At 60.3% G+C, this 17766-nt stretch carries 17 protein-coding genes; 2 read left to right on the plus strand and 15 right to left on the minus strand.

The genetic code is table 11. The features are described from left to right. Positions 1-78: 78 nt before the first annotated feature. The 9 genes from purF to pdxB form a co-directional block, all read right to left on the minus strand. Positions 79-1596, minus strand: a complete 1518-nt coding sequence (gene purF, locus ABLX76_RS22695; protein ID WP_004180758.1) for an amidophosphoribosyltransferase — start codon at positions 1594-1596, stop codon at positions 79-81. 33 nt (positions 1597-1629) lie between these two features. Further along, positions 1630-2118, minus strand: coding sequence for a colicin V production protein (gene cvpA, locus ABLX76_RS22700; protein ID WP_023290523.1), 489 nt, complete (start codon positions 2116-2118; stop codon positions 1630-1632). A gap of 217 nt (positions 2119-2335) precedes the next feature. Further along, entirely contained in the window at positions 2336-3031 is a 696-nt protein-coding gene (gene dedD / locus ABLX76_RS22705) for a cell division protein DedD (RefSeq protein WP_262962594.1), read from the minus strand. Further along, positions 3021-4289, minus strand: coding sequence for a bifunctional tetrahydrofolate synthase/dihydrofolate synthase (folC, locus tag ABLX76_RS22710; protein WP_049013210.1), 1269 nt, complete (start codon positions 4287-4289; stop codon positions 3021-3023). The genes dedD and folC overlap by 11 nt, the downstream gene beginning before the upstream one ends. Positions 4290-4364: 75 nt before the next feature. Further along, positions 4365-5285, minus strand: coding sequence for an acetyl-CoA carboxylase, carboxyltransferase subunit beta (accD, locus tag ABLX76_RS22715; RefSeq protein WP_004201773.1), 921 nt, complete (start codon positions 5283-5285; stop codon positions 4365-4367). A gap of 186 nt (positions 5286-5471) precedes the next feature. Next, on the minus strand, positions 5472-6131 hold the full coding sequence (locus tag ABLX76_RS22720; protein WP_002913221.1) for a DedA family protein: 660 nt from the start codon (positions 6129-6131) through the stop codon (positions 5472-5474). 26 nt (positions 6132-6157) lie between these two features. Further along, positions 6158-6970, minus strand: coding sequence for a tRNA pseudouridine(38-40) synthase TruA (truA, locus tag ABLX76_RS22725; RefSeq protein ID WP_032453605.1), 813 nt, complete (start codon positions 6968-6970; stop codon positions 6158-6160). Next, positions 6970-7983 carry an aspartate-semialdehyde dehydrogenase gene (locus tag ABLX76_RS22730; RefSeq protein ID WP_023290529.1) on the minus strand — a complete coding sequence of 338 codons (1014 nt, stop codon included), beginning with the start codon at positions 7981-7983 and terminating at the stop codon, positions 6970-6972. The genes truA and ABLX76_RS22730 overlap by 1 nt, the downstream gene beginning before the upstream one ends. Positions 7984-8046: 63 nt before the next feature. Beyond that, the gene (gene pdxB / locus ABLX76_RS22735) at positions 8047-9183 is read right to left on the minus strand and encodes a 4-phosphoerythronate dehydrogenase PdxB (RefSeq protein ID WP_032453607.1); all 1137 of its coding nucleotides are present in this window, start codon (positions 9181-9183) and stop codon (positions 8047-8049) included. Positions 9184-9293: 110 nt separating this feature from the next. Here pdxB and flk point away from each other — a divergent pair, with 110 nt between their 5' ends. Further along, a complete protein-coding gene (gene flk / locus ABLX76_RS22740) occupies positions 9294-10271 on the plus strand; it encodes a flagella biosynthesis regulator Flk (protein WP_048336253.1) in 978 nt (325 codons plus the stop codon). A gap of 86 nt (positions 10272-10357) precedes the next feature. Here the strand turns inward: flk and ABLX76_RS22745 are convergent, their stop codons facing one another. Further along, the gene (locus tag ABLX76_RS22745; protein WP_048297943.1) at positions 10358-11533 is read right to left on the minus strand and encodes an MFS transporter; all 1176 of its coding nucleotides are present in this window, start codon (positions 11531-11533) and stop codon (positions 10358-10360) included. A gap of 209 nt (positions 11534-11742) precedes the next feature. Beyond that, a complete protein-coding gene (fabB, locus tag ABLX76_RS22750; RefSeq protein ID WP_002913291.1) occupies positions 11743-12963 on the minus strand; it encodes a beta-ketoacyl-ACP synthase I in 1221 nt (406 codons plus the stop codon). Between the two features lie 158 nt (positions 12964-13121). Between fabB and mnmC the strand changes: the two genes are divergently transcribed. Beyond that, a complete protein-coding gene (gene mnmC, locus ABLX76_RS22755) occupies positions 13122-15110 on the plus strand; it encodes a bifunctional tRNA (5-methylaminomethyl-2-thiouridine)(34)-methyltransferase MnmD/FAD-dependent 5-carboxymethylaminomethyl-2-thiouridine(34) oxidoreductase MnmC (RefSeq protein WP_080901575.1) in 1989 nt (662 codons plus the stop codon). A gap of 159 nt (positions 15111-15269) precedes the next feature. Here the strand turns inward: mnmC and ABLX76_RS22760 are convergent, their stop codons facing one another. Genes ABLX76_RS22760 through mepA form a run of 4 tightly spaced genes read right to left on the minus strand, consistent with a single transcriptional unit; the run spans position 15270 to position 17764 of the window. Then, positions 15270-15551 carry a YfcL family protein gene (locus tag ABLX76_RS22760; RefSeq protein WP_023290534.1) on the minus strand — a complete coding sequence of 94 codons (282 nt, stop codon included), beginning with the start codon at positions 15549-15551 and terminating at the stop codon, positions 15270-15272. Positions 15552-15582: 31 nt separating this feature from the next. Further along, positions 15583-16131, minus strand: a complete 549-nt coding sequence (locus tag ABLX76_RS22765; RefSeq protein ID WP_032453614.1) for an elongation factor P hydroxylase — start codon at positions 16129-16131, stop codon at positions 15583-15585. After that, positions 16131-16940, minus strand: a complete 810-nt coding sequence (locus ABLX76_RS22770) for a sulfite exporter TauE/SafE family protein (RefSeq protein WP_004201787.1) — start codon at positions 16938-16940, stop codon at positions 16131-16133. Before ABLX76_RS22770 ends, ABLX76_RS22765 begins: the two co-directional genes overlap by 1 nt. Beyond that, entirely contained in the window at positions 16940-17764 is an 825-nt protein-coding gene (mepA, locus tag ABLX76_RS22775) for a penicillin-insensitive murein endopeptidase (RefSeq protein WP_023290536.1), read from the minus strand. Before mepA ends, ABLX76_RS22770 begins: the two co-directional genes overlap by 1 nt. Between the last annotated feature and the right edge of the window lie 2 nt (positions 17765-17766).

The raw sequence follows: 17766 nt of genomic DNA on the forward strand, positions 1-17766 counted from the left end.
ACCATTGACGCACGGTTGCCGGGCGAAAAAAAGGCCCGCCGTCCATCAGAAACGGCGGGCCCGCGACGCGCGAACGGCTTAACCCTCGTTGTGCATCTCGAGGTTTTCGACTTCGTTCTGCAGCTGGACCGCTTTGGCATCATCGTTACGCAGGGAATCGAGGTAGTCGAGGTACTGCTGGTCGACATCCCGGGTGACGTATACGCCGTTGAACACTGAGCATTCAAACTGCTGAATATCCGGATTTTCCGCGCGCACCGCTTCGATCAGATCGTTGAGATCCTGGAAAATCAGGCCATCGGCGCCGATGATCTGGCGGATCTCATCCACTTCGCGGCCATGGGCGATAAGTTCGTTGGCGGTCGGCATATCGATACCGTACACGTTCGGGAAACGAATTTCCGGCGCGGCTGAGGCCAGATACACTTTTTTCGCCCCTGCTTCGCGCGCCATCTCGATGATCTGCTCCGAGGTGGTGCCGCGGACGATGGAATCGTCCACCAGCAGCACGTTCTTATCGCGGAACTCCGCACGGTTGGCGTTGAGCTTGCGGCGCACAGACTTACGACGCAGCTGCTGACCCGGCATGATAAATGTGCGGCCGACGTAGCGGTTCTTCACGAAGCCCTGACGATAAGGCTTGTCAAGGATGCGGGCGATCTCCAGCGCGATATCGCAGGAGGTCTCCGGGATCGGGATAACGACGTCAATATCCAGATCTTCCCACTCGCGGGCAATCTTTTCGCCCAGCTTAGTCCCCATATTGACGCGGGCGCTGTAGACGGAAATTTTGTCGATAAACGAGTCCGGACGGGCAAAATAGACATACTCGAACAGGCACGGGTTGCTGACCGGGTTATCGGCGCACTGACGGGTAAACAGCTGGCCCTTCTCGGTAATATAAACCGCTTCGCCCGGCGCCACATCGCGCAGGAATTCAAAGCCAAGGGTGTCAAGCGCCACGCTTTCCGAGGCCACCATATACTCGGTGCGGCCATCGCCTACGTCACGTTTGCCCAGCACCAGCGGACGAATGCCGTTCGGGTCGCGGAAGGCCACCATGCCATGACCGATGATCATCGCCACGCAAGCGTACGCGCCGCGGATCAGGCGGTTGGTCGCCGCAATCGCGGCAAAGATGTTGTCCGCTTCCAGTGGGTAGTGACGGAAGTTATCCAGCTCACTGGCGAAAATATTGAGGAGGATTTCGGAATCTGAGGTGGTATTGATATGGCGGCGTTTTTCTTCAAACAGCTTTTTACGCAGCTCATGGGCGTTGGTCAGGTTGCCGTTATGCGCCAACGTGATGCCATACGGCGAGTTGACGTAAAACGGCTGCGCTTCGGAGGCGCTGGAGCTGCCCGCCGTGGGGTAACGCACGTGGCCAATCCCCATATTGCCCTGCATACGCTGCATATGGCGGGCTTCGAATACGTCGCTTACCAGCCCGTTAGCCTTACGCAACCGGAAGCAGTTGTTGGCATCAATGGTGATGATGCCAGCGGCATCCTGTCCACGGTGCTGGAGCACCGTTAGCGCATCATAAATCGACTGGTTTACCGGCATAACACCGGCGATACCGACAATACCGCACATACGTCTTTTCCTCGTTCAGCAACGACCCAAAGTCTATACTTTAGGCAAGAAACTTGACGAGCTTTGCAGGTATTCAAAAAACCATCTGATGACGGGGGTAAAATAGGGAATAAACTGCGACTGCTGCCAGTCATCGCTCTTCGCCATCCCGGTAAAGGTGTCAAGGAAGAACAGGATAGCGGCGATGATCAGCACCCCACGTAGCGCGCCGAAGCAGATCCCCAATACCCTGTCGGTACCTGACAAACCGGTCTTCTCCACCAGCTGGCCTATCACATAGTTCACGATAGCGCCAACGATGAGCGTCACGATAAACAGCGCCGCAATAGCAATCCCATTTCGAACCCGTTCATCCTCAAAGCCCGTAAACCAGACAGACAGGTCAGCGTAGTAGTGGCTGGCGACATAAAACGCGCAACCCCACGTGACTAACGATAAAGCTTCGCGAACGAAGCCGCGGATCAGGCTGACCAGGCAAGAAAGACCCAGCACCGCCATAATGGCGTAATCAATCCAGACCATATACGTCCCACGATTTTACGCCCTGTCGTCCAGTTCGGGGCGCATTCTAACAGAAAAAGAAAACGTTTGCGTAGGGATTTCCTTGCCCTACAGAAATAAAAATGGCGCTGAAAAAACATTCAACGCCAGACTGCCTTTCGCCTCTTCAGGGCGGCTGAGACAGGGTTTACGGGGCGTTTAGCCCCGCCGCGTTCTCTCCGCATGGCGGAAAAAACCATCAGTTCGGGGTGAAGCCCATCACCACCCCGCTGAGCCCGGAGATCTGTTGCAGATCGCCCAGCTGGCCCTTGAGCTTGTCTTTTGACGCATCCGGGCCGACGAGGATACGGGTAATTTTACCCTGTACCGGCGTCGAAGGCGACGTATAGACTTTGAAGCCCGATGCCCGTAGCTTACCGACGATCTCGTTCACCTTATCGGCGTTCTTCAACGCGCCCAGCTGGACCACATAGGCCTTGCCGGTCGGCGCCGGCAGGGCCGCCTGCTGCTGCGGTGGTTGCTGCTGCTGAGGCTTAGCCGGCGGAGGGGTAGCCGTCGCAGCCTGCTGTTGCGGCTTCGGCTGCGGCTTCGGCTGGGGTTTAGGCTGCGGTTTCGCGGCAACCACCGGCTCCTGAACGTCATCGAAGCTGTTGCTGTTCACCGGGATACGCGACGGATCTAACGATGGCGCAGCGGCATCGCCAGCCCGCACCTCCTCCGCCGCCCCTTCCGGCGGCTGCGAAGGCAGCGCCTGAGTCGCCGCCGGCAGCATATCCGGTTCATCGCGATCGCCGGGTTTCGGCACCAGCGGGATCGCGGCAAACTCATCCTGATAATGCTTTTTCTGCCCGTCCAGCAGCCCTGGCAGGATAATCACCCCCAGCGCCACCAGCACGATTGTCCCGACTAAACGGTTCTGAAACTTACTCGCCACCGATTCTCCCCGCGTCAATCTCTTCCATTACCTGCGCTACCGTATGAAATGAACCACACACCAGCACTGTATCTTCCGCTTTAGCGTCAGCCATGGCCGCGCGCCATGCCTGCGCCACGCTGCTATAGACTGTGCCGCCACGCAAATGTTCCACCAGCTGCTCCGCCGTCGCCCCGCGCGGACCCTCCAGCGGCGCGCAGTACCAGACGTCAACTTCCGGCGTCAGATTGGCCAGCGTACCGGCGATGTCCTTATCATGCAGCATACCAATAACCGCCAGCACGCGTCCCGTTTTCGCTAACGTTTTGAGACGCCCGGCGAGATAAGCCGCCGCGTGCGGGTTATGCGCCACATCGAGGATCACCCGCGGGGCGTCGCTGATTATCTGAAAGCGTCCCGGCAGCATCGCGTCGCGGATCCCCGCGCGCAGGATAGCGTCATCCACGGCAAGGCCGCTGGCGCGCAGCGCCGCCACGGCCGTGGCGGCATTCGGCAACGGCACCTGAGGCAGCGGCAGGCGGCTTAACGCTCCGCCCGCGTCGCGGAAGGACCATGTCTCGCCTTCCACCTCATAGCGCCAGTCGACGCCGCGGCGCTGGAGCAGCGCGCCCTTCTCGCGCGCCACTTCAGCAATGGTATGCGGCATATCCGGCTCCCCTACCACCGCCGGTTTACCGGCACGGAAGATACCGGCTTTCTCCCGGCCGATACTGTCGCGATCCGGTCCCAGCCAGTCGGTATGATCGAGGGCGATGCTGGTGACCACGGCGACGTCGGCATCCACGATATTGGTGGCGTCGAGACGGCCGCCGAGGCCCACCTCCAGGATCACCACATCCAGCTGCGCCTGCTTAAACAACCATAGCGCAGAGAGCGTGCCGTACTCAAAATAGGTCAGCGAGATGTCGCCCCGCGCCGCTTCAATCTCCGCAAACGAGGCCGTATGCGCCGCCTCCGGCAGTTCCGCTCCCTGAATGCGCACGCGTTCGGTGTAGCGCACCAGATGCGGAGAGCTGTAGACCCCCACTTTATAGCCGGCCGCCATCAGGACCGTTTCCAGCGTGCGGCAGGTGGTGCCTTTGCCATTGGTGCCCGCGACCGTAAAGACGAACGGCGCCGGTTTGACGATATCCATCTGCCGCGCGACCTCGCTGACGCGCGCCAGCCCCAGGTCGATGGTTTTACTGTGCAGATGTTCCAGATAAGAAAGCCACGTAGCCAGGGGCGACGTGGCCTGAGGAATAGGATCTTTTTCCATGATGCCCGCAAGAATTGACGGTTAACGCGTTTGAATAAAAAAGGGCAGCGCCGCCAGGCCCTGCCCTCTGCTTTATCAGGCCTCGGGTTCCTGATCCGGTGCCGGCGGCACCACCACGCCTTCATGAGGCGTTTCCGAAGCGGCAACCGGCGCCGGCAGGTTCATCAGCTTCGCCAGAATGCTGGCCAGCTTGAGACGCATTTCCGGACGGCGAACGATCATATCGATCGCCCCTTTTTCAATCAGGAACTCACTGCGCTGGAATCCCGGCGGCAGCTTCTCACGTACGGTCTGCTCAATGACGCGAGGACCGGCAAAGCCGATCAGCGCTTTCGGCTCGGCAATGTTCAGGTCGCCCAGCATCGCAAAGCTCGCCGATACGCCGCCCATGGTCGGGTCGGTCAGCACAGAGATGTACGGTAATCCGCGCTCCTGCATTTTTGCCAGCGCCGCGGAGGTTTTCGCCATCTGCATCAGCGACATCAGCGCTTCCTGCATACGGGCGCCACCGGAGGCGGAGAAGCAGATCAGCGGGCAGTTATCTTCCAGCGCCTGCTCCACCGCGCGCACAAAGCGTGCGCCAACGACGGAACCCATCGATCCCCCCATAAAGGAGAATTCAAAGGCCGCGGCCACCACCGGCATCGCGTAGAGCGTACCTTTCATCACCACCAGCGCGTCTTTTTCGCCCGTCTCTTTTTGAGCGGACGCCAGGCGGTCTTTGTATTTTTTTGAATCGCGGAACTTCAGCACATCTTTTGGCTCAAGTTCGCTACCCAGTTCCACCAGGGAACCTTCATCCAACAGGCTATGCAGGCGATTACGCGCCGACATGCGCATATGGTGATCGCACTTAGGACAAACCTCCAGGTTGCGCTCCAGCTCGGCGCGGTAGAGTACCTGACCGCAGCTGTCGCACTTGGTCCATACACCCTCAGGAATGCTCGCCTTGCGGGTGGGAGTGATGTTGCTTTTAATTCGTTCAATCCAGCTCATTGATAACCTTTCTGCCTGAACCTGGTCGATGCCAGTTTTGTCGTAAGGGGCGCATAATGCCATTTTTGCCTCTTACAGACCATGAATGTTGCACATTAAATCATATCATCCCGGAACATGGGATAAAAAAGTGGTCAAACCGCTGCGCGTGACGCTCGTGCACCGTCACGCGCAACGCAGGCTAAACTACTTCGCCTGCTTCGCCGCCGCCCGCTTATGGCGAATAATCTCAATCACGCCCGGCAGGACGGAAAGCACGATGATCGCCACGATCAGCAGCTTCAGGTTCTCCTGCACCACCGGCAGATCGCCAAACAGATAGCCGGCGTAGGTGAACAGCAGCACCCACAGCAGCGCCCCGACGACGTTATAGGCCGCAAAATGACGATAGGACATATGCCCCATTCCCGCCACAAACGGCGCGAAGGTTCGGACTATCGGCACAAAGCGCGCCAGGATAATGGTTTTTCCGCCGTGACGTTCGTAGAAGCTATGGGTTTTATCCAGATAGCTGCGACGGAAAATCTTCGAGTTCGGGTTGCTGAACAGCTTTTCGCCGAACAGCCGGCCAATGGTGTAGTTGACCGCATCGCCGACGATAGCCGCGATGACCATCAGCAATACCATCAGGTGGACATTCAGATCGTTGGTGGGCAGGGCCGAGAGCGCGCCCGCGACGAACAGCAGGGAATCCCCCGGCAGGAACGGCGTTACCACCAGCCCGGTTTCGCAGAACAGAATCAAAAACAGAATGGCATAAACCCAGACGCCATACTGGGCGACCAGTTCGGCCAGGTGCACATCAATATGCAGGATGAAATCAATTAAAAAGTGAATCAAGTCCATGTTTGTCTTTACCCTTAATGACCCTATTAGTCCGCCAGAAACAGCGGGCCCATTGGCAGCACCGGTAAATCATAATGGGCCGGGTAATCCACCGACACCAGATACAACCCTTCCGCTTTTGCCGTTGCCGCAGCGAGCGTCCTGTCTTTTGCTGCCAGCAGTTCTGCCATCCAGCTCTCCGGCTGGTTTCCGGCCCCGATTTCCATCAGGCTGCCCACAATATTCCTGACCATATGATGTACAAAGGCATTCGCTTTGATATCCACCACCACATAAGCGCCGTAGCGGGTAACGTTAATGTGCATCACGTTGCGCCACGGGGTACGCGACTGGCACTGCACCGCGCGAAACGAGGTAAAGTCATTCTCCCCCAGCAGACACTGTGCGGCACGCTGCATGCGCGCGGCGTCGAGCGGCTGGTGAAAATGCGTGACGCCCTGACTTAATACCGCCGGACGCAGGCGATGATTATAGATGACGTAACGATAGCGGCGCGCCGTGGCGCTGAACCGGGCGTGAAAATCCGCCGGGACATGTTTGACCCAACGCACCGCGATGTCACCAGGTAAATTCGCATTTACCCCCAGCGTCCAGGCGGCATCTTTACGCTGCGCCCGGGTTTCGAAATGCACCACCTGGCCGGTGCCATGGACACCGGCGTCGGTGCGGCCAGCGCAAAAGACGGTAATAGGTTCGTTCGCCACCTGCGAGAGCGCCTTTTCAAGCTTCTCCTGCACGCTGCGTACTTCGTTTTGCCGCTGCCAGCCGTAATATTTGCTACCGTCGTACTCGATGCCCAGCGCGATTTTACAGACCGGCTGTTGCTCCATCTCAGACATCAGTACAGGTACTCCTCAATCAGCTTCTCGGCGATCTTCACCGCCATCAGCGCGCCGCCGAAGCGGACGTTATCCGCCACAGACCAGAACTGGACTTGCTCCGGCATACCGTAATCATTATGCACGCAGCCGATGGAGAGACGGGCGTTGCCGGAGGCGTCGCCAACCTGAGTGGGGAATTCGCCCTCTTCAGAAAGTTCGATCTCCTCGCCGCGGGTAAAGGCGTCACGCGCCTCTTCCGCCGCCAGCGGACGCATCGCTTCAAAGTTCACCATCTGCGCATGGCCGTAGAAGACCGGCGACTGGACGACGCTGGCGGAGATCATCAGCCCGTCATCCTGAAGAATTTTGCGCGCTTCATCGACGATACGGCGCTCTTCGCGCACGCTACCTTCACGATCCGGCAGCAGCGGCAGCATGTTGAAGGCCAGCTGGCGGCCAAAGAAATCGTCTTCATCGATGGGGATGCCGTTCAGCAGCTTGGCGCTCTGCCCTGCCAGCGCATCCACCGCTTTTTTCCCCTGCCCTGAGGCGGAAAGCAGGTTAGTGACGCTAATGCGCGACAGTCCACCCTGATCGATAAGCGGCTTCAGCGCCGTCAGCAGTTGGCTGGTCAGACTATTGGGCACCGCAATCAGATTGCGGTTGCGGTAATCGCCTAACACGAACGGGTTCACGTCCGGCACCACCAGCGGTACGTCCGGCTCCAACGCAAACAGGCCGCTGAGATCGATAACCAGACATCCGGCGTTTGTCGCATCTTCGACATACGCTGCGCTGGCTTCGACGCCTGCGGCAAAGAAAGCCAGCTGGGCCTGGGTCCAGTCAAACTCGGCGGCGTCCTTGACGATCACCGACTTGCCACCAAAACGCAGATGTTCGCCCGCGCTTTCATTGCGCGCCAGAGCAAAAATCTCCCCCACCGGGAACTGGCGTTCAGCGAGAGTTTCGAGCAGGGCTTCGCCTACGGCGCCCGTTGCGCCCAGTACGGCAATATTCCAGCCTTCAGACATGGTGGTTTACTCCAGAAATAAAGCGGCCCTGCCGGAGTATCCGGCAGGGGCATTAAGAAGACATTAACGAACAGGATGATGCACGGCGTTAAAACCGAGCTGGCGCAACAGCGTCGCCGCCTGCTCATCGCTGCACTGCACGTACAGCGAAGACCATTCGCGACGTTCCTGATAATTTTTACGCAGCTTGTCGAATTCACCGGCGACGCCCGCCACCTTCCGCAGCGGCGCATCATCGCGGCGCACATCATACACCAAATGAACCAGTCTTTTCAGCGTCGGCTGATCGAGCGGGCCATGCAGGGTGATGCGGCCAAACTCCGGGGCCGGCAGCAGGGTGTCCAGCGCCACCTGCTGCGGATGACCGATAAAGGCGCTATAGGCTTCGAATACCTGCGTCGTCCCGCGCGCCTTCCCTTCAAGGGTGTAGCCGGCGATATGCGCCGTGCCGATATCCACCCGCTTGAGAAGCGCTATGTTGAGATCCGGCTCCGGCTCCCAAACGTCCAGCACCACGCTCAGGGACTGACCGGCTTCCAGGCGTTTCAGCAACGCGGCGTTATCCACCACCGGCCCGCGGCAGGCGTTGATCAAAATCGTTCCGGGCTTCAGGCGGCTAATCAGCGCCTCATCCGCCAGATGCAACGTTTTATATTGTCCTTCTTTATACAGCGGGGTATGGAAGGTGAGGACATCGGCCTGCTGGACCAGATCGTCAAGGGAGCGGAAGTCGCCTTCGTCGCCGCGGTCAGCGCGCGGCGGATCGCAGAGCAGAGTTTTGATGCCCAGCGCCTCCAGACGCTTTTGCAGCCGCCCGCCGACGTTACCGACGCCGACAATCCCGACGGTGCGATCGCGCAGCGCGAAGCCGTCACGTTCGGCCAGCATCAGCAGCGATGAAAAGACATACTCCACCACCGCAATGGCGTTGCAGCCTGGCGCCGCGGAGAAACCAATCCCCGCCTGCTGCAGCCACGCCTGATCGACATGATCGGTGCCTGCGGTCGCGGTGCCGACGAACCTGATGGCCTTGCCGGCAAGCAATGCTTCATTGACCCGGGTGACCGAGCGCACCATTAAGGCATCCGCATCGGTCAGGGCATCGGCCGGGACCGGGCGGCCCGGGATCGCCTGCACGTCGCCTAAACGGCTAAAAAGCTCACGGGCATAGGGCATATTTTCATCAACGAGGATTTTCACAGTTCAGTACCTGTCTGAGAACGAGAGTTAACCGGGGAAGTGTGCCATAATCTGGCCGCCAGGCATACTCATCACCTGGTTCCAGCACCGCGATATCGAAAGGATGAATCATGACGCACCCCCTTGCAGATATGCCAGACCGTCCTCCAGGGCGAGGCCCATCAGGCACTGCCGCCACCGGCGAACCTTCGCTTTCCATGCAGCAACGCACCGTCCTGGAGCGACTGATCACGCGCCTGGTGGCGCTGACCTCGCAGCAGAATGCGGAAGTGTGGGCCTGCGTCAAACATGACCTCGGACTGAAAGGCGACACGCCCCTGCTGGCCCGCCATTTCAGCGCCGCCGAGGCCAGTCTCAACCAGCGCCTGGCCGCCGCGCAGGACAATCATCATCATCGCCAGACCCTGGCGCAGCTCAGCGATCTGCTCGGCCAGGGCAATAACCGCCAGGCGGTGAGCGATTATATTCGTCAGCATTATGGGCAAACGGCGCTGCATGCCCTCAGCCAGTCGCAACTGGAGAACATTCTGCATCTGCTGCAGCGTGGTCAGCTGTCGATCCCGCAGCCGCAGCAGCGCCCGCCGACCCTTCGTCCACTGCTGCCGGCCGAGCACAACACGCTCAATCAGCTGGTGACTAAGCTGGCGGCCGCCACCGGCGAACCGAGCAAACTGATTTGGCAGTCCATGCTGGAACTTTGCGGCGTCAAGTCCGGGGAGCTGATCCCGGCGACGCACTTCACGCCGCTTTCGTATTGGCTGCAGGCGCGGCAGACGCTCAGCGCGCAAAGCGCGCCCACGCTTACCTCGCTGCAGGGGGCGCTCAAGCAGCCGCTGGAGGCCGCGGAGTGGCAGAAGATTGTCGACTTTGCCCGTCGCAACTGGCAGGTCACGCCGCAGACCACGCTGAGCCCGGCGCAGATCCTGGCGCTGCTGAATAAGGTGTTTGTGCTGCGGGTAGCCCGCGCCCAGGAGACGCTGGCGATCCCGCAGGAGGAGCCCGCGACCCGGCGGACATGGGCCGCTAAGCCTTGGCAGCTGGCGCTGGGCGCGGTTGTCCTGCTCCTGGTGCTGTGGCTCCTGCTGTAGCCCAGCAGGCACTGGCGGCGTTCACGGCACCCTTTGATGCCAAACGCCGCAGTGTTTACTTCGGCGGTTTCTGGTCTGACAACAACCTAGCGGCGAAATGAGATGAGGGTGACGAGGATCCCCAGCGCCGCGCAGAGGGCGCCGGCAAGGAAAACCGACGAGTAGCCCAGCGAAGTGGCCAGCAGACCGGTCAGCGGCCCGGTCAGGCCATAAGAGATATCCTGAAAGGCCGCATAGCCGCCGAGCGCAGTGCCGCGCACCTGCGCCGGGACGCGCTTCACCACCTCCACGCCAAGCGACGGGAAAATAAGCGAACAGCCGCATCCGGTCAGCGCCGCGCCGGCCAGCGCCACCCAGACGCCGGGCGCCAGCCCCAGCAGCGTCAGACCGACCGCCTCTATCAGCAGCGAGACCATCGCCACTTTAACGCCGCCAAATCGATCCGGCATCCAGCCAAACAGCACCCGCATCAGCACAAAGGCGCCGCCAAACGCCGTCAGGGTAAATCCGGCCATCGGCCAGTTCTGACTGGCAAAATAGAGAGAAACGAAGGTGCCGATCGCCGCAAAGCCGACGCCCTGCAGGCCCAGGCCAATACCCGGCCGCCAGATCATGCCGATGACGCTCCACAGTGAAGGCCGCTCGCCGCCGTGCGCCGCCACTTTGCGCACCGTGCCGTTGATGAGCAAGGCGACAAGCGGTAGTCCCATGGTGACGCAGGCCAGGACCGCCACGCCAAAGTGGCTGTAAATTAACAATCCCAGCGGGGCGCCCACCGCCAGCGAGCCGTACATCGCCATGCCGTTCCATGACATCACTTTGCCTGAGCGGGCCGGCCCCACCAGCCCCATCCCCCAGCTCAGGTTGCCGGTCAGCAGCTGGCTTTCGCCAAACCCGAGGATCAGACGGCCCAGCAGCAACAGGCCCAGCTTCGCGAACACCGGCAGCGGCAGCAGCGCAGCGGCCAGCCAGGCCGCGCCGGCCAGGGCGCAGGCCAGCATCCCTTGCAGGACGGAGCGTTTGGCGCCGTACTGGTCTGCCAGGCGCCCGGCGTAGCCGCGGGTAAGAACGGTGGCGAGGAACTGGATCCCCACCGCTACGCCGACCATGGTGTTACCCAATCCCAGCTCCTGATGGACAAACAGCGGGATCACCGGCAGCGGCAAACCGACGGTCATATAGGTCAAAAAGACGGCGAGCGTAATGCGAAAAAGCGACAAATTCGCGGATGAATGAGATGTTGTTTCAGTGACTGCGGACATGCATTACTCCAGATTCGCAGAGTAAGGCGAGCAAAGCGACACGCCCCCTCCATCTGACTATCAGGGTTAAGGCGCGTTGGTTGACGTTAAACGCTTACGCATTAGTGGAGAGACTAATGGATCCGCCAGCAGTGTGCCTGCGGGCTCTTACCCTGTCAAGATGACAAAAAAGGGGAGCCGGTGGCTCCCCTCAGTGCATCGCGTGCCGATTAGGCGTTGTATTTACGCATCACCAGCGTGGCGTTGGTGCCGCCAAAGCCGAAGCTGTTGGACATCACGGTGGTCAGCTTAGCGTCAGTCGGTTTGGTGACGATGTTCAGGCCGGCAGCCTGCTCGTCCAGCTCTTCGACGTTGATGCTCGGCGCGATAAAGCCGTGCTCCAGCATCAGCAGGGAGTAGATAGCTTCCTGCACGCCAGCAGCGCCCAGCGAGTGACCGGTCATTGCTTTGGTCGCCGAGATAGCCGGGCTGTTGTCGCCGAACACTTCGCGGATCGCGCCCAGCTCTTTCACGTCGCCGACCGGCGTGGAAGTACCGTGGGAGTTCAGGTAGTCGATCGGGGTATCAACGCCGTGCATCGCCATCTGCATGCAGCGCACTGCGCCTTCACCGGATGGGGCTACCATGTCTGCGCCATCGGAGGTTGCGCCGTAGCCGACGATTTCCGCATAGATGTGCGCGCCGCGCGCCAGGGCGTGTTCCAGCTCTTCCACCACGACCATACCGCCGCCGCCGGCGATAACGAAGCCGTCACGGTTGGCGTCATAGGTGCGGGAGGCTTTTTCCGGCGTGTCGTTGTATTTGGTGGACAGCGCGCCCATGGCGTCGAACTCGCAGGCCATTTCCCAGCACAGCTCTTCGCCGCCGCCGGCAAAGACGATATCCTGTTTGCCCAGCTGGATCTGCTCTACCGCGTTACCGATGCAGTGTGCGGAAGTGGCGCAGGCGGAGCTGATGGAGTAGTTAACGCCGTGGATTTTAAACGGCGTGGCGAGGCAGGCGGAAACGCCGGAAGCCATCGCTTTGGTGACCACATACGGACCCACGGCTTTCAGACCACGCGGGCTGCGCATGGCATCGGCGCCGAAGACCTGGAATTTCGGGGAGCCGCCGCCGGAGCCTGCGATCAGGCCGACACGCGGGTTATTCTGGTATGCTTCCGGCGCCAGACCTGCGTCGGCAACGGCCTGTTCCATGGACAGGTAAGCATAGATGGAGGCGTCGCTCATGAAGCGCACTACTTTGCGGTCAATGAGGCCAGTGGTATCCAGTTTGACGTTGCCCCATACGTGGCTGCGCATCCCTGAATCTTTCAGCTCCTGAGAGAAAGTGATCCCTGAACGTCCTTCACGCAGAGATGCCAGGACTTCCTGCTGGTTATTACCGATGCTGGAAACGATGCCCAAGCCAGTAATCACTGCACGTTTCATTAAATACCTCTGTAAGTCGCACTATTTTAAGTTTCGTGTCGCACGATAGCGTACACTTGTACGCCGAACAAGTCCGATCAGACATTTTGTGTATAAATTTGCGCCCTCAGGCACACATCGCTAAGATCGCGCTACGCCTTGTGATTCGAGTAACTTACGTGAAACAAAACGCTATACAACCCGCCAACCTGGAATTCAATGCTGAGGGTACACCTGTTTCCCGAGATTTTGACGATGTTTACTTTTCCAATGACAACGGTCTGGAAGAGACACGCTACGTCTTTCTCGGCGGAAATCGCCTTCCGGAGCGCTTCTCCAGCCACCCTCGCCCGCTGTTGATCGTCGCGGAGAGCGGCTTCGGCACCGGGCTCAATTTCCTCACCCTCTGGCAGGCGTTTGACGTTTTTGTTCGCGATAACCCGGACGTTACCCTGCAAAGGTTACATTTCATCAGTTTTGAGAAATATCCGCTGAAGGCGGAAGATCTCCGCCTGGCGCACCAGCGCTGGCCAGAGCTGGCGCCATGGGCGGAACAGCTGCAGGCGCAATGGCCTTCGGCCTTCGCCGGATGCCATCGTCTGCTGCTCGACGGCGGACGGGTCACGCTCGATCTGTGGTTTGGCGATATCAACGAGCTGACCAGAGAGCTGGATGATTCGCTGAATCAGCAGGTGGACGCCTGGTTTCTCGACGGCTTTGCCCCGGCGAAAAATCCCGACATGTGGACCCAGGATCTGTTCAATGCCATGGCGCGCCTGGCGCGTCCCGGCGGGACGCTGGCCACTTTTACCTCCGCCGGTTTTGTCCGCCGCGGCCTGCAGGAAGCCGGGTTCACCCTGCGTAAAACCAAAGGCTTCGGCCGCAAACGTGAGATGCTGACCGGCGAGATGGCGCAAACGCTGACCTTTCCGGCGCGCGCGCCCTGGTTCGCCCGCCCCGGGAGCGAGGCCCGCGAGGCGGCCATCGTCGGCGGCGGTATCGCCAGCGCCCTGCTCTCCCTGGCGCTGCTGCGTCGCGGCTGGCAGGTGACCCTTTACTGTGCGGACGACGCCCCGGCGCAGGGCGCCTCCGGTAATCGCCAGGGCGCGCTCTACCCGCTGTTAAGCCAGCACGATCCGGCGCTGGCGCGCTTTTTCCCGGCCGCCTTTACCTTCGCCCGCCGCACCTACGACGCGCTGCCGGTGCTGTTCGATCATCAATGGTGCGGGGTCACCCAGCTTGGCTGGGATGAAAAAAGCGCACACAAAATCAATCAGATGCTGGCCCTGGAGCTGCCCCCTGATATCGCCTGCGCGGTGACGGCGGAGCAGGCTGCGGAGCTGACCGGCGTCGAGACCGGCTGCGGCGGCATAACCTATCCGGCCGGCGGTTGGCTGTGCCCGCAGCAGCTCACCGCCGAGCTACTGGCGCTGGCGGCGACTCGCGGACTGCACGTGCATTATGGTTATCAGGTCGAGACGTTGAGCGCGGAGGGCGATGGCTGGCTGCTCAACCGGCAGCGCTATCATCAGGCGGTCGTGCTGGCCAACGGCCACCGCATATCGGATTTTGCGCAAACCGCGCCGTTGCCGGTCTACCCCGTTGGCGGCCAGGTCAGCCATATACCCACCACCCCGCGGCTTTCCGCCCTGCGCCAGGTGCTGTGCTACGACGGCTACCTGACGCCGCAGAATCCGCAAAATCAGCAGCACTGCATTGGCGCCAGCTACCATCGCGGCAAAACCGACACCACCTTCAGCGAAGAAGATCAGCAGCACAACCGGCAACGGCTGATCGACTGCTTCCCGGGCGCGGAGTGGCCGCAGGACGTGGATATCAGCGCCAGTGACGCCCGCTGCGGCGTGCGCTGCGCCACCCGCGATCATCTGCCGATGGTCGGCAACGTGCCGGACTATGCGGCGACATTGACGCAATACGCCAGCCTCCACGAACGGCAGGATAACGCCGGTAGCGCGCCGGTCTTTCATAACCTGTTTATGCTTGGCGCCCTCGGATCGCGAGGCATTTGCACCGCGCCGTTAAGCGCTGAGCTGCTGGCGGCGCAGATGAGCGCTGAACCGCTGCCGCTGGATAGCGGCACCCTGGCGGCGCTGAATCCGAATCGGCTATGGGTGAGAAAACTGCTGAAGGGAAAAGCGGTGAAGTAACAGCGTAAGAGGAGAAAAATCCCTGGGAAGCACGACATTCCCGGCCTCATCCGGGCGACCAACACGGTAGCCCGGCGAAGCACAGCGCAAACAGGGTAAATCCTGGTTGCGCCGTTAGCGTGTCGGATGGCGCTACGCTTACCCGACCTACATCATGGATCAGGCCTGATTTTTCGCCTGCTGATACAGGTTTTCCCACATGCCCTGCACCAGAATTTGGTCCGGCGGCGACAGTTCGCCAGCGCCGATGGCTTTCTCCAGGCTATGGCTGACTTTGCTGTGTACCGCTTCCGCTGAATGTTCGCCCTCACCTTCCAGCTCAGCCACCGCCAGCGTCAGGTGGCCGCGCAGATAACCGCCGGCAAACAGTTCATCATCACTGGCGTGGTCTACCATGTTGTCAATCAGCGCCAGAATGCGTGATTCAAACTCCGCGATCATCATCTTACCTCTTGTCATGTAATGTGTGGCCTTAGTGCAGGTCTTCCGGCCACGGAAAGTGTTCTGCCGTCAATGGCGGCGTTTGATAATAGTGTTGTAATGCGCGAATAAGACGCGCCGGACGTTCGGGGATCCCTTGTTCAAGCAGAGTCATCACCCGGGCATGTACCCGGCGCTGAAAGGCGATGCGATCGGGTTCAACGTCACCTTCCAGATTGTCGCAGCTGACGTTAAACGGAAATCCCGCCGCCACGCAGAACAGCCACTCCAGGGCCTGCGGTTTCACCTCCACGTCCTCAAACTGGCTTTGGGTCATCGCATCGCGGCCGTCCGGACAGTACCAGTAGCCAAAATCCACCAGCTCGCGGCGGGCTTTGCCGGCGATGCACCAGTGGGAGATCTCGTGCAGAGCGCTGGCAAAAAAACCGTGCGCGAAGACGATACGGTGATATGGCGTGTCATCGTCCGCCGGGAGGTAGATCGGCTCATCGTCGCCTTTCACCAGGCGAGTATTAAAATCTGCGGCAAAGCAGCTGTCGAAGAGGTCAATAAGCTGCTGATAATGGTGTTGCTGTTGCATTAATGAATTCCCAACCACTGCAAAATCTCAGCCCCGTGGCTGTCGTAGAGAAGTTTCGCGCTCATCACCGCCGAAACGATAACGATCATCGGTCGGATCAGCGATTGCCCTTTGCTCAGCACCAGCCGGGAGCCGGCGCGGGCGCCAATAAACTGGCCGGCCATCATCACAAAGCCGGTGGCCCAGATAACCTTTCCGCCGATAATAAACAGCAGCAGGCCGCCGACGTTCGAGGTGGCGTTGAGCAGTTTGGCGTGGGCCGTCGACTTCGCCAGGTTAAACCCGGCCAGGGTGACAAACGCCAGCGCATAAAACGAACCGGCGCCGGGGCCGAAAAAGCCATCGTAAAACCCGACGCTGCCGCCGGCGACCAGCGCAAACGGCAGGCCGTAGAGCCGACGCTGTCGGTCCGCTTCGCCCAGTTTCGGCATCAGCAGAAAATAGAGACCGATGCCGATCACCAGCAACGGCAGGATCTGCTTAAGAATATCGGACTGCACGTGCTGGACCAGCAGCGCGCCGGCGGTTGAACCGATAAAAGTCATCAGAATATTCAGCTTCTGATCGGCGAGATTGACCACCTTGCGGCGGACAAAATAGAGGGTCGCCGACAGCGATCCGCCGCAGGCCTGCAGCTTATTGGTCGCCAGCGCCTGGGCCGGCGGCATACCGGCGGCCATTAGCGCCGGCACGGTCAGTAAGCCCCCGCCCCCGGCCAGTGAGTCAATAAAACCGGCCAGGATGGCGACAAAGAAAAGCACCACCAGCACCAGCGGCGATACGGAAAACAACTCGATAAAACTATCCATTACAGCACATGCTCATCCAGTAGCGCCTGACAGGAAGGCGGCAACGGCGGCGGCGTCTTCTTCACAGGTGGGGTAGACCCGGGTTTAGGTGGTTCGAACCAGCTCTGCAGCTCCGCACCGCAGCCATCGCCGGCCGGCGGCGGCGCCTGATCTTCGCACTCCAGGCTGCCCGCCGGGCAGCGCAGACGGACGTGCATATGGGCGCGATGCTGGAACCAGGGACGAACTTTGCGCAGCCACTGGCGGTCGTTGCCCGCATCCAGACACAGCTGCTGTTTAATCGCCGGGTTGACGAAGATGCGGGTCACTTCGCTATCTTCCGCCGCCAGCTTGATCAGCTGGCTGATTTGCGGACTCCACAGCGACGGCACCACGCGTTTGCCATCGCTGGCGACCAGATCCAGGGCCTGCGGCTTCAGCAACTGGGACGAAGTCCAGCGCGTCTGCGGCAGCTGGAGGAAGATATCGACATCGAGGCCCGTCTGATGGCTGGCGTGGCCGCCGTTAAAGCGGCCGCCTGCCGGCATCCCCATGTCGCCAATCAGCACGGTCCCCATGCCTTTATTGTGCACCTGATTGCTCAGGCGCTGAATAAACTGAACCAGATCCGGATGACCGAAGTAGCGACGCTGATCGGTACGCATCACCTGATAGCCGGCGGCGTTCAGCGGCAGCGCCTCGGCGCCAACGATACAGCCATTGGAGAACGCGCCAATCGACTGCGCGCTGCCGCCGATTGGCTGGGATATCTTCTGCCATGGCGTGGCGGCCAGGCTGCCGGCGCTGGCCAGCAGCGCCAGCAGGGCGATAACGGTGTTTTTCATGG

This window comes from Klebsiella sp. JB_Kp004 (assembly GCF_040065795.1).
Lineage (GTDB): Bacteria > Pseudomonadota > Gammaproteobacteria > Enterobacterales > Enterobacteriaceae > Klebsiella > Klebsiella quasipneumoniae.

Coding starts and splice junctions, on each gene's coding strand:
- purF (WP_004180758.1), bottom strand. CDS start 1,596: ATGTGCGGTATTGTCGGTATCGCCGGTGTTATGCCGGTAAACCAGTCG.
- cvpA (WP_023290523.1), bottom strand. CDS start 2,118: ATGGTCTGGATTGATTACGCCATTATGGCGGTGCTGGGTCTTTCTTGC.
- folC (WP_049013210.1), bottom strand. CDS start 4,289: ATGGAAAAAGATCCTATTCCTCAGGCCACGTCGCCCCTGGCTACGTGG.
- accD (WP_004201773.1), bottom strand. CDS start 5,285: ATGAGCTGGATTGAACGAATTAAAAGCAACATCACTCCCACCCGCAAG.
- ABLX76_RS22720 (WP_002913221.1), bottom strand. CDS start 6,131: ATGGACTTGATTCACTTTTTAATTGATTTCATCCTGCATATTGATGTG.
- truA (WP_032453605.1), bottom strand. CDS start 6,970: ATGTCTGAGATGGAGCAACAGCCGGTCTGTAAAATCGCGCTGGGCATC.
- ABLX76_RS22730 (WP_023290529.1), bottom strand. CDS start 7,983: ATGTCTGAAGGCTGGAATATTGCCGTACTGGGCGCAACGGGCGCCGTA.
- flk (WP_048336253.1), top strand. CDS start 9,294: ATGACGCACCCCCTTGCAGATATGCCAGACCGTCCTCCAGGGCGAGGC.
- ABLX76_RS22745 (WP_048297943.1), bottom strand. CDS start 11,533: ATGTCCGCAGTCACTGAAACAACATCTCATTCATCCGCGAATTTGTCG.
- fabB (WP_002913291.1), bottom strand. CDS start 12,963: ATGAAACGTGCAGTGATTACTGGCTTGGGCATCGTTTCCAGCATCGGT.
- ABLX76_RS22760 (WP_023290534.1), bottom strand. CDS start 15,551: ATGATCGCGGAGTTTGAATCACGCATTCTGGCGCTGATTGACAACATG.
- ABLX76_RS22765 (WP_032453614.1), bottom strand. CDS start 16,131: ATGCAACAGCAACACCATTATCAGCAGCTTATTGACCTCTTCGACAGC.
- ABLX76_RS22770 (WP_004201787.1), bottom strand. CDS start 16,940: ATGGATAGTTTTATCGAGTTGTTTTCCGTATCGCCGCTGGTGCTGGTG.
- mepA (WP_023290536.1), bottom strand. CDS start 17,764: ATGAAAAACACCGTTATCGCCCTGCTGGCGCTGCTGGCCAGCGCCGGC.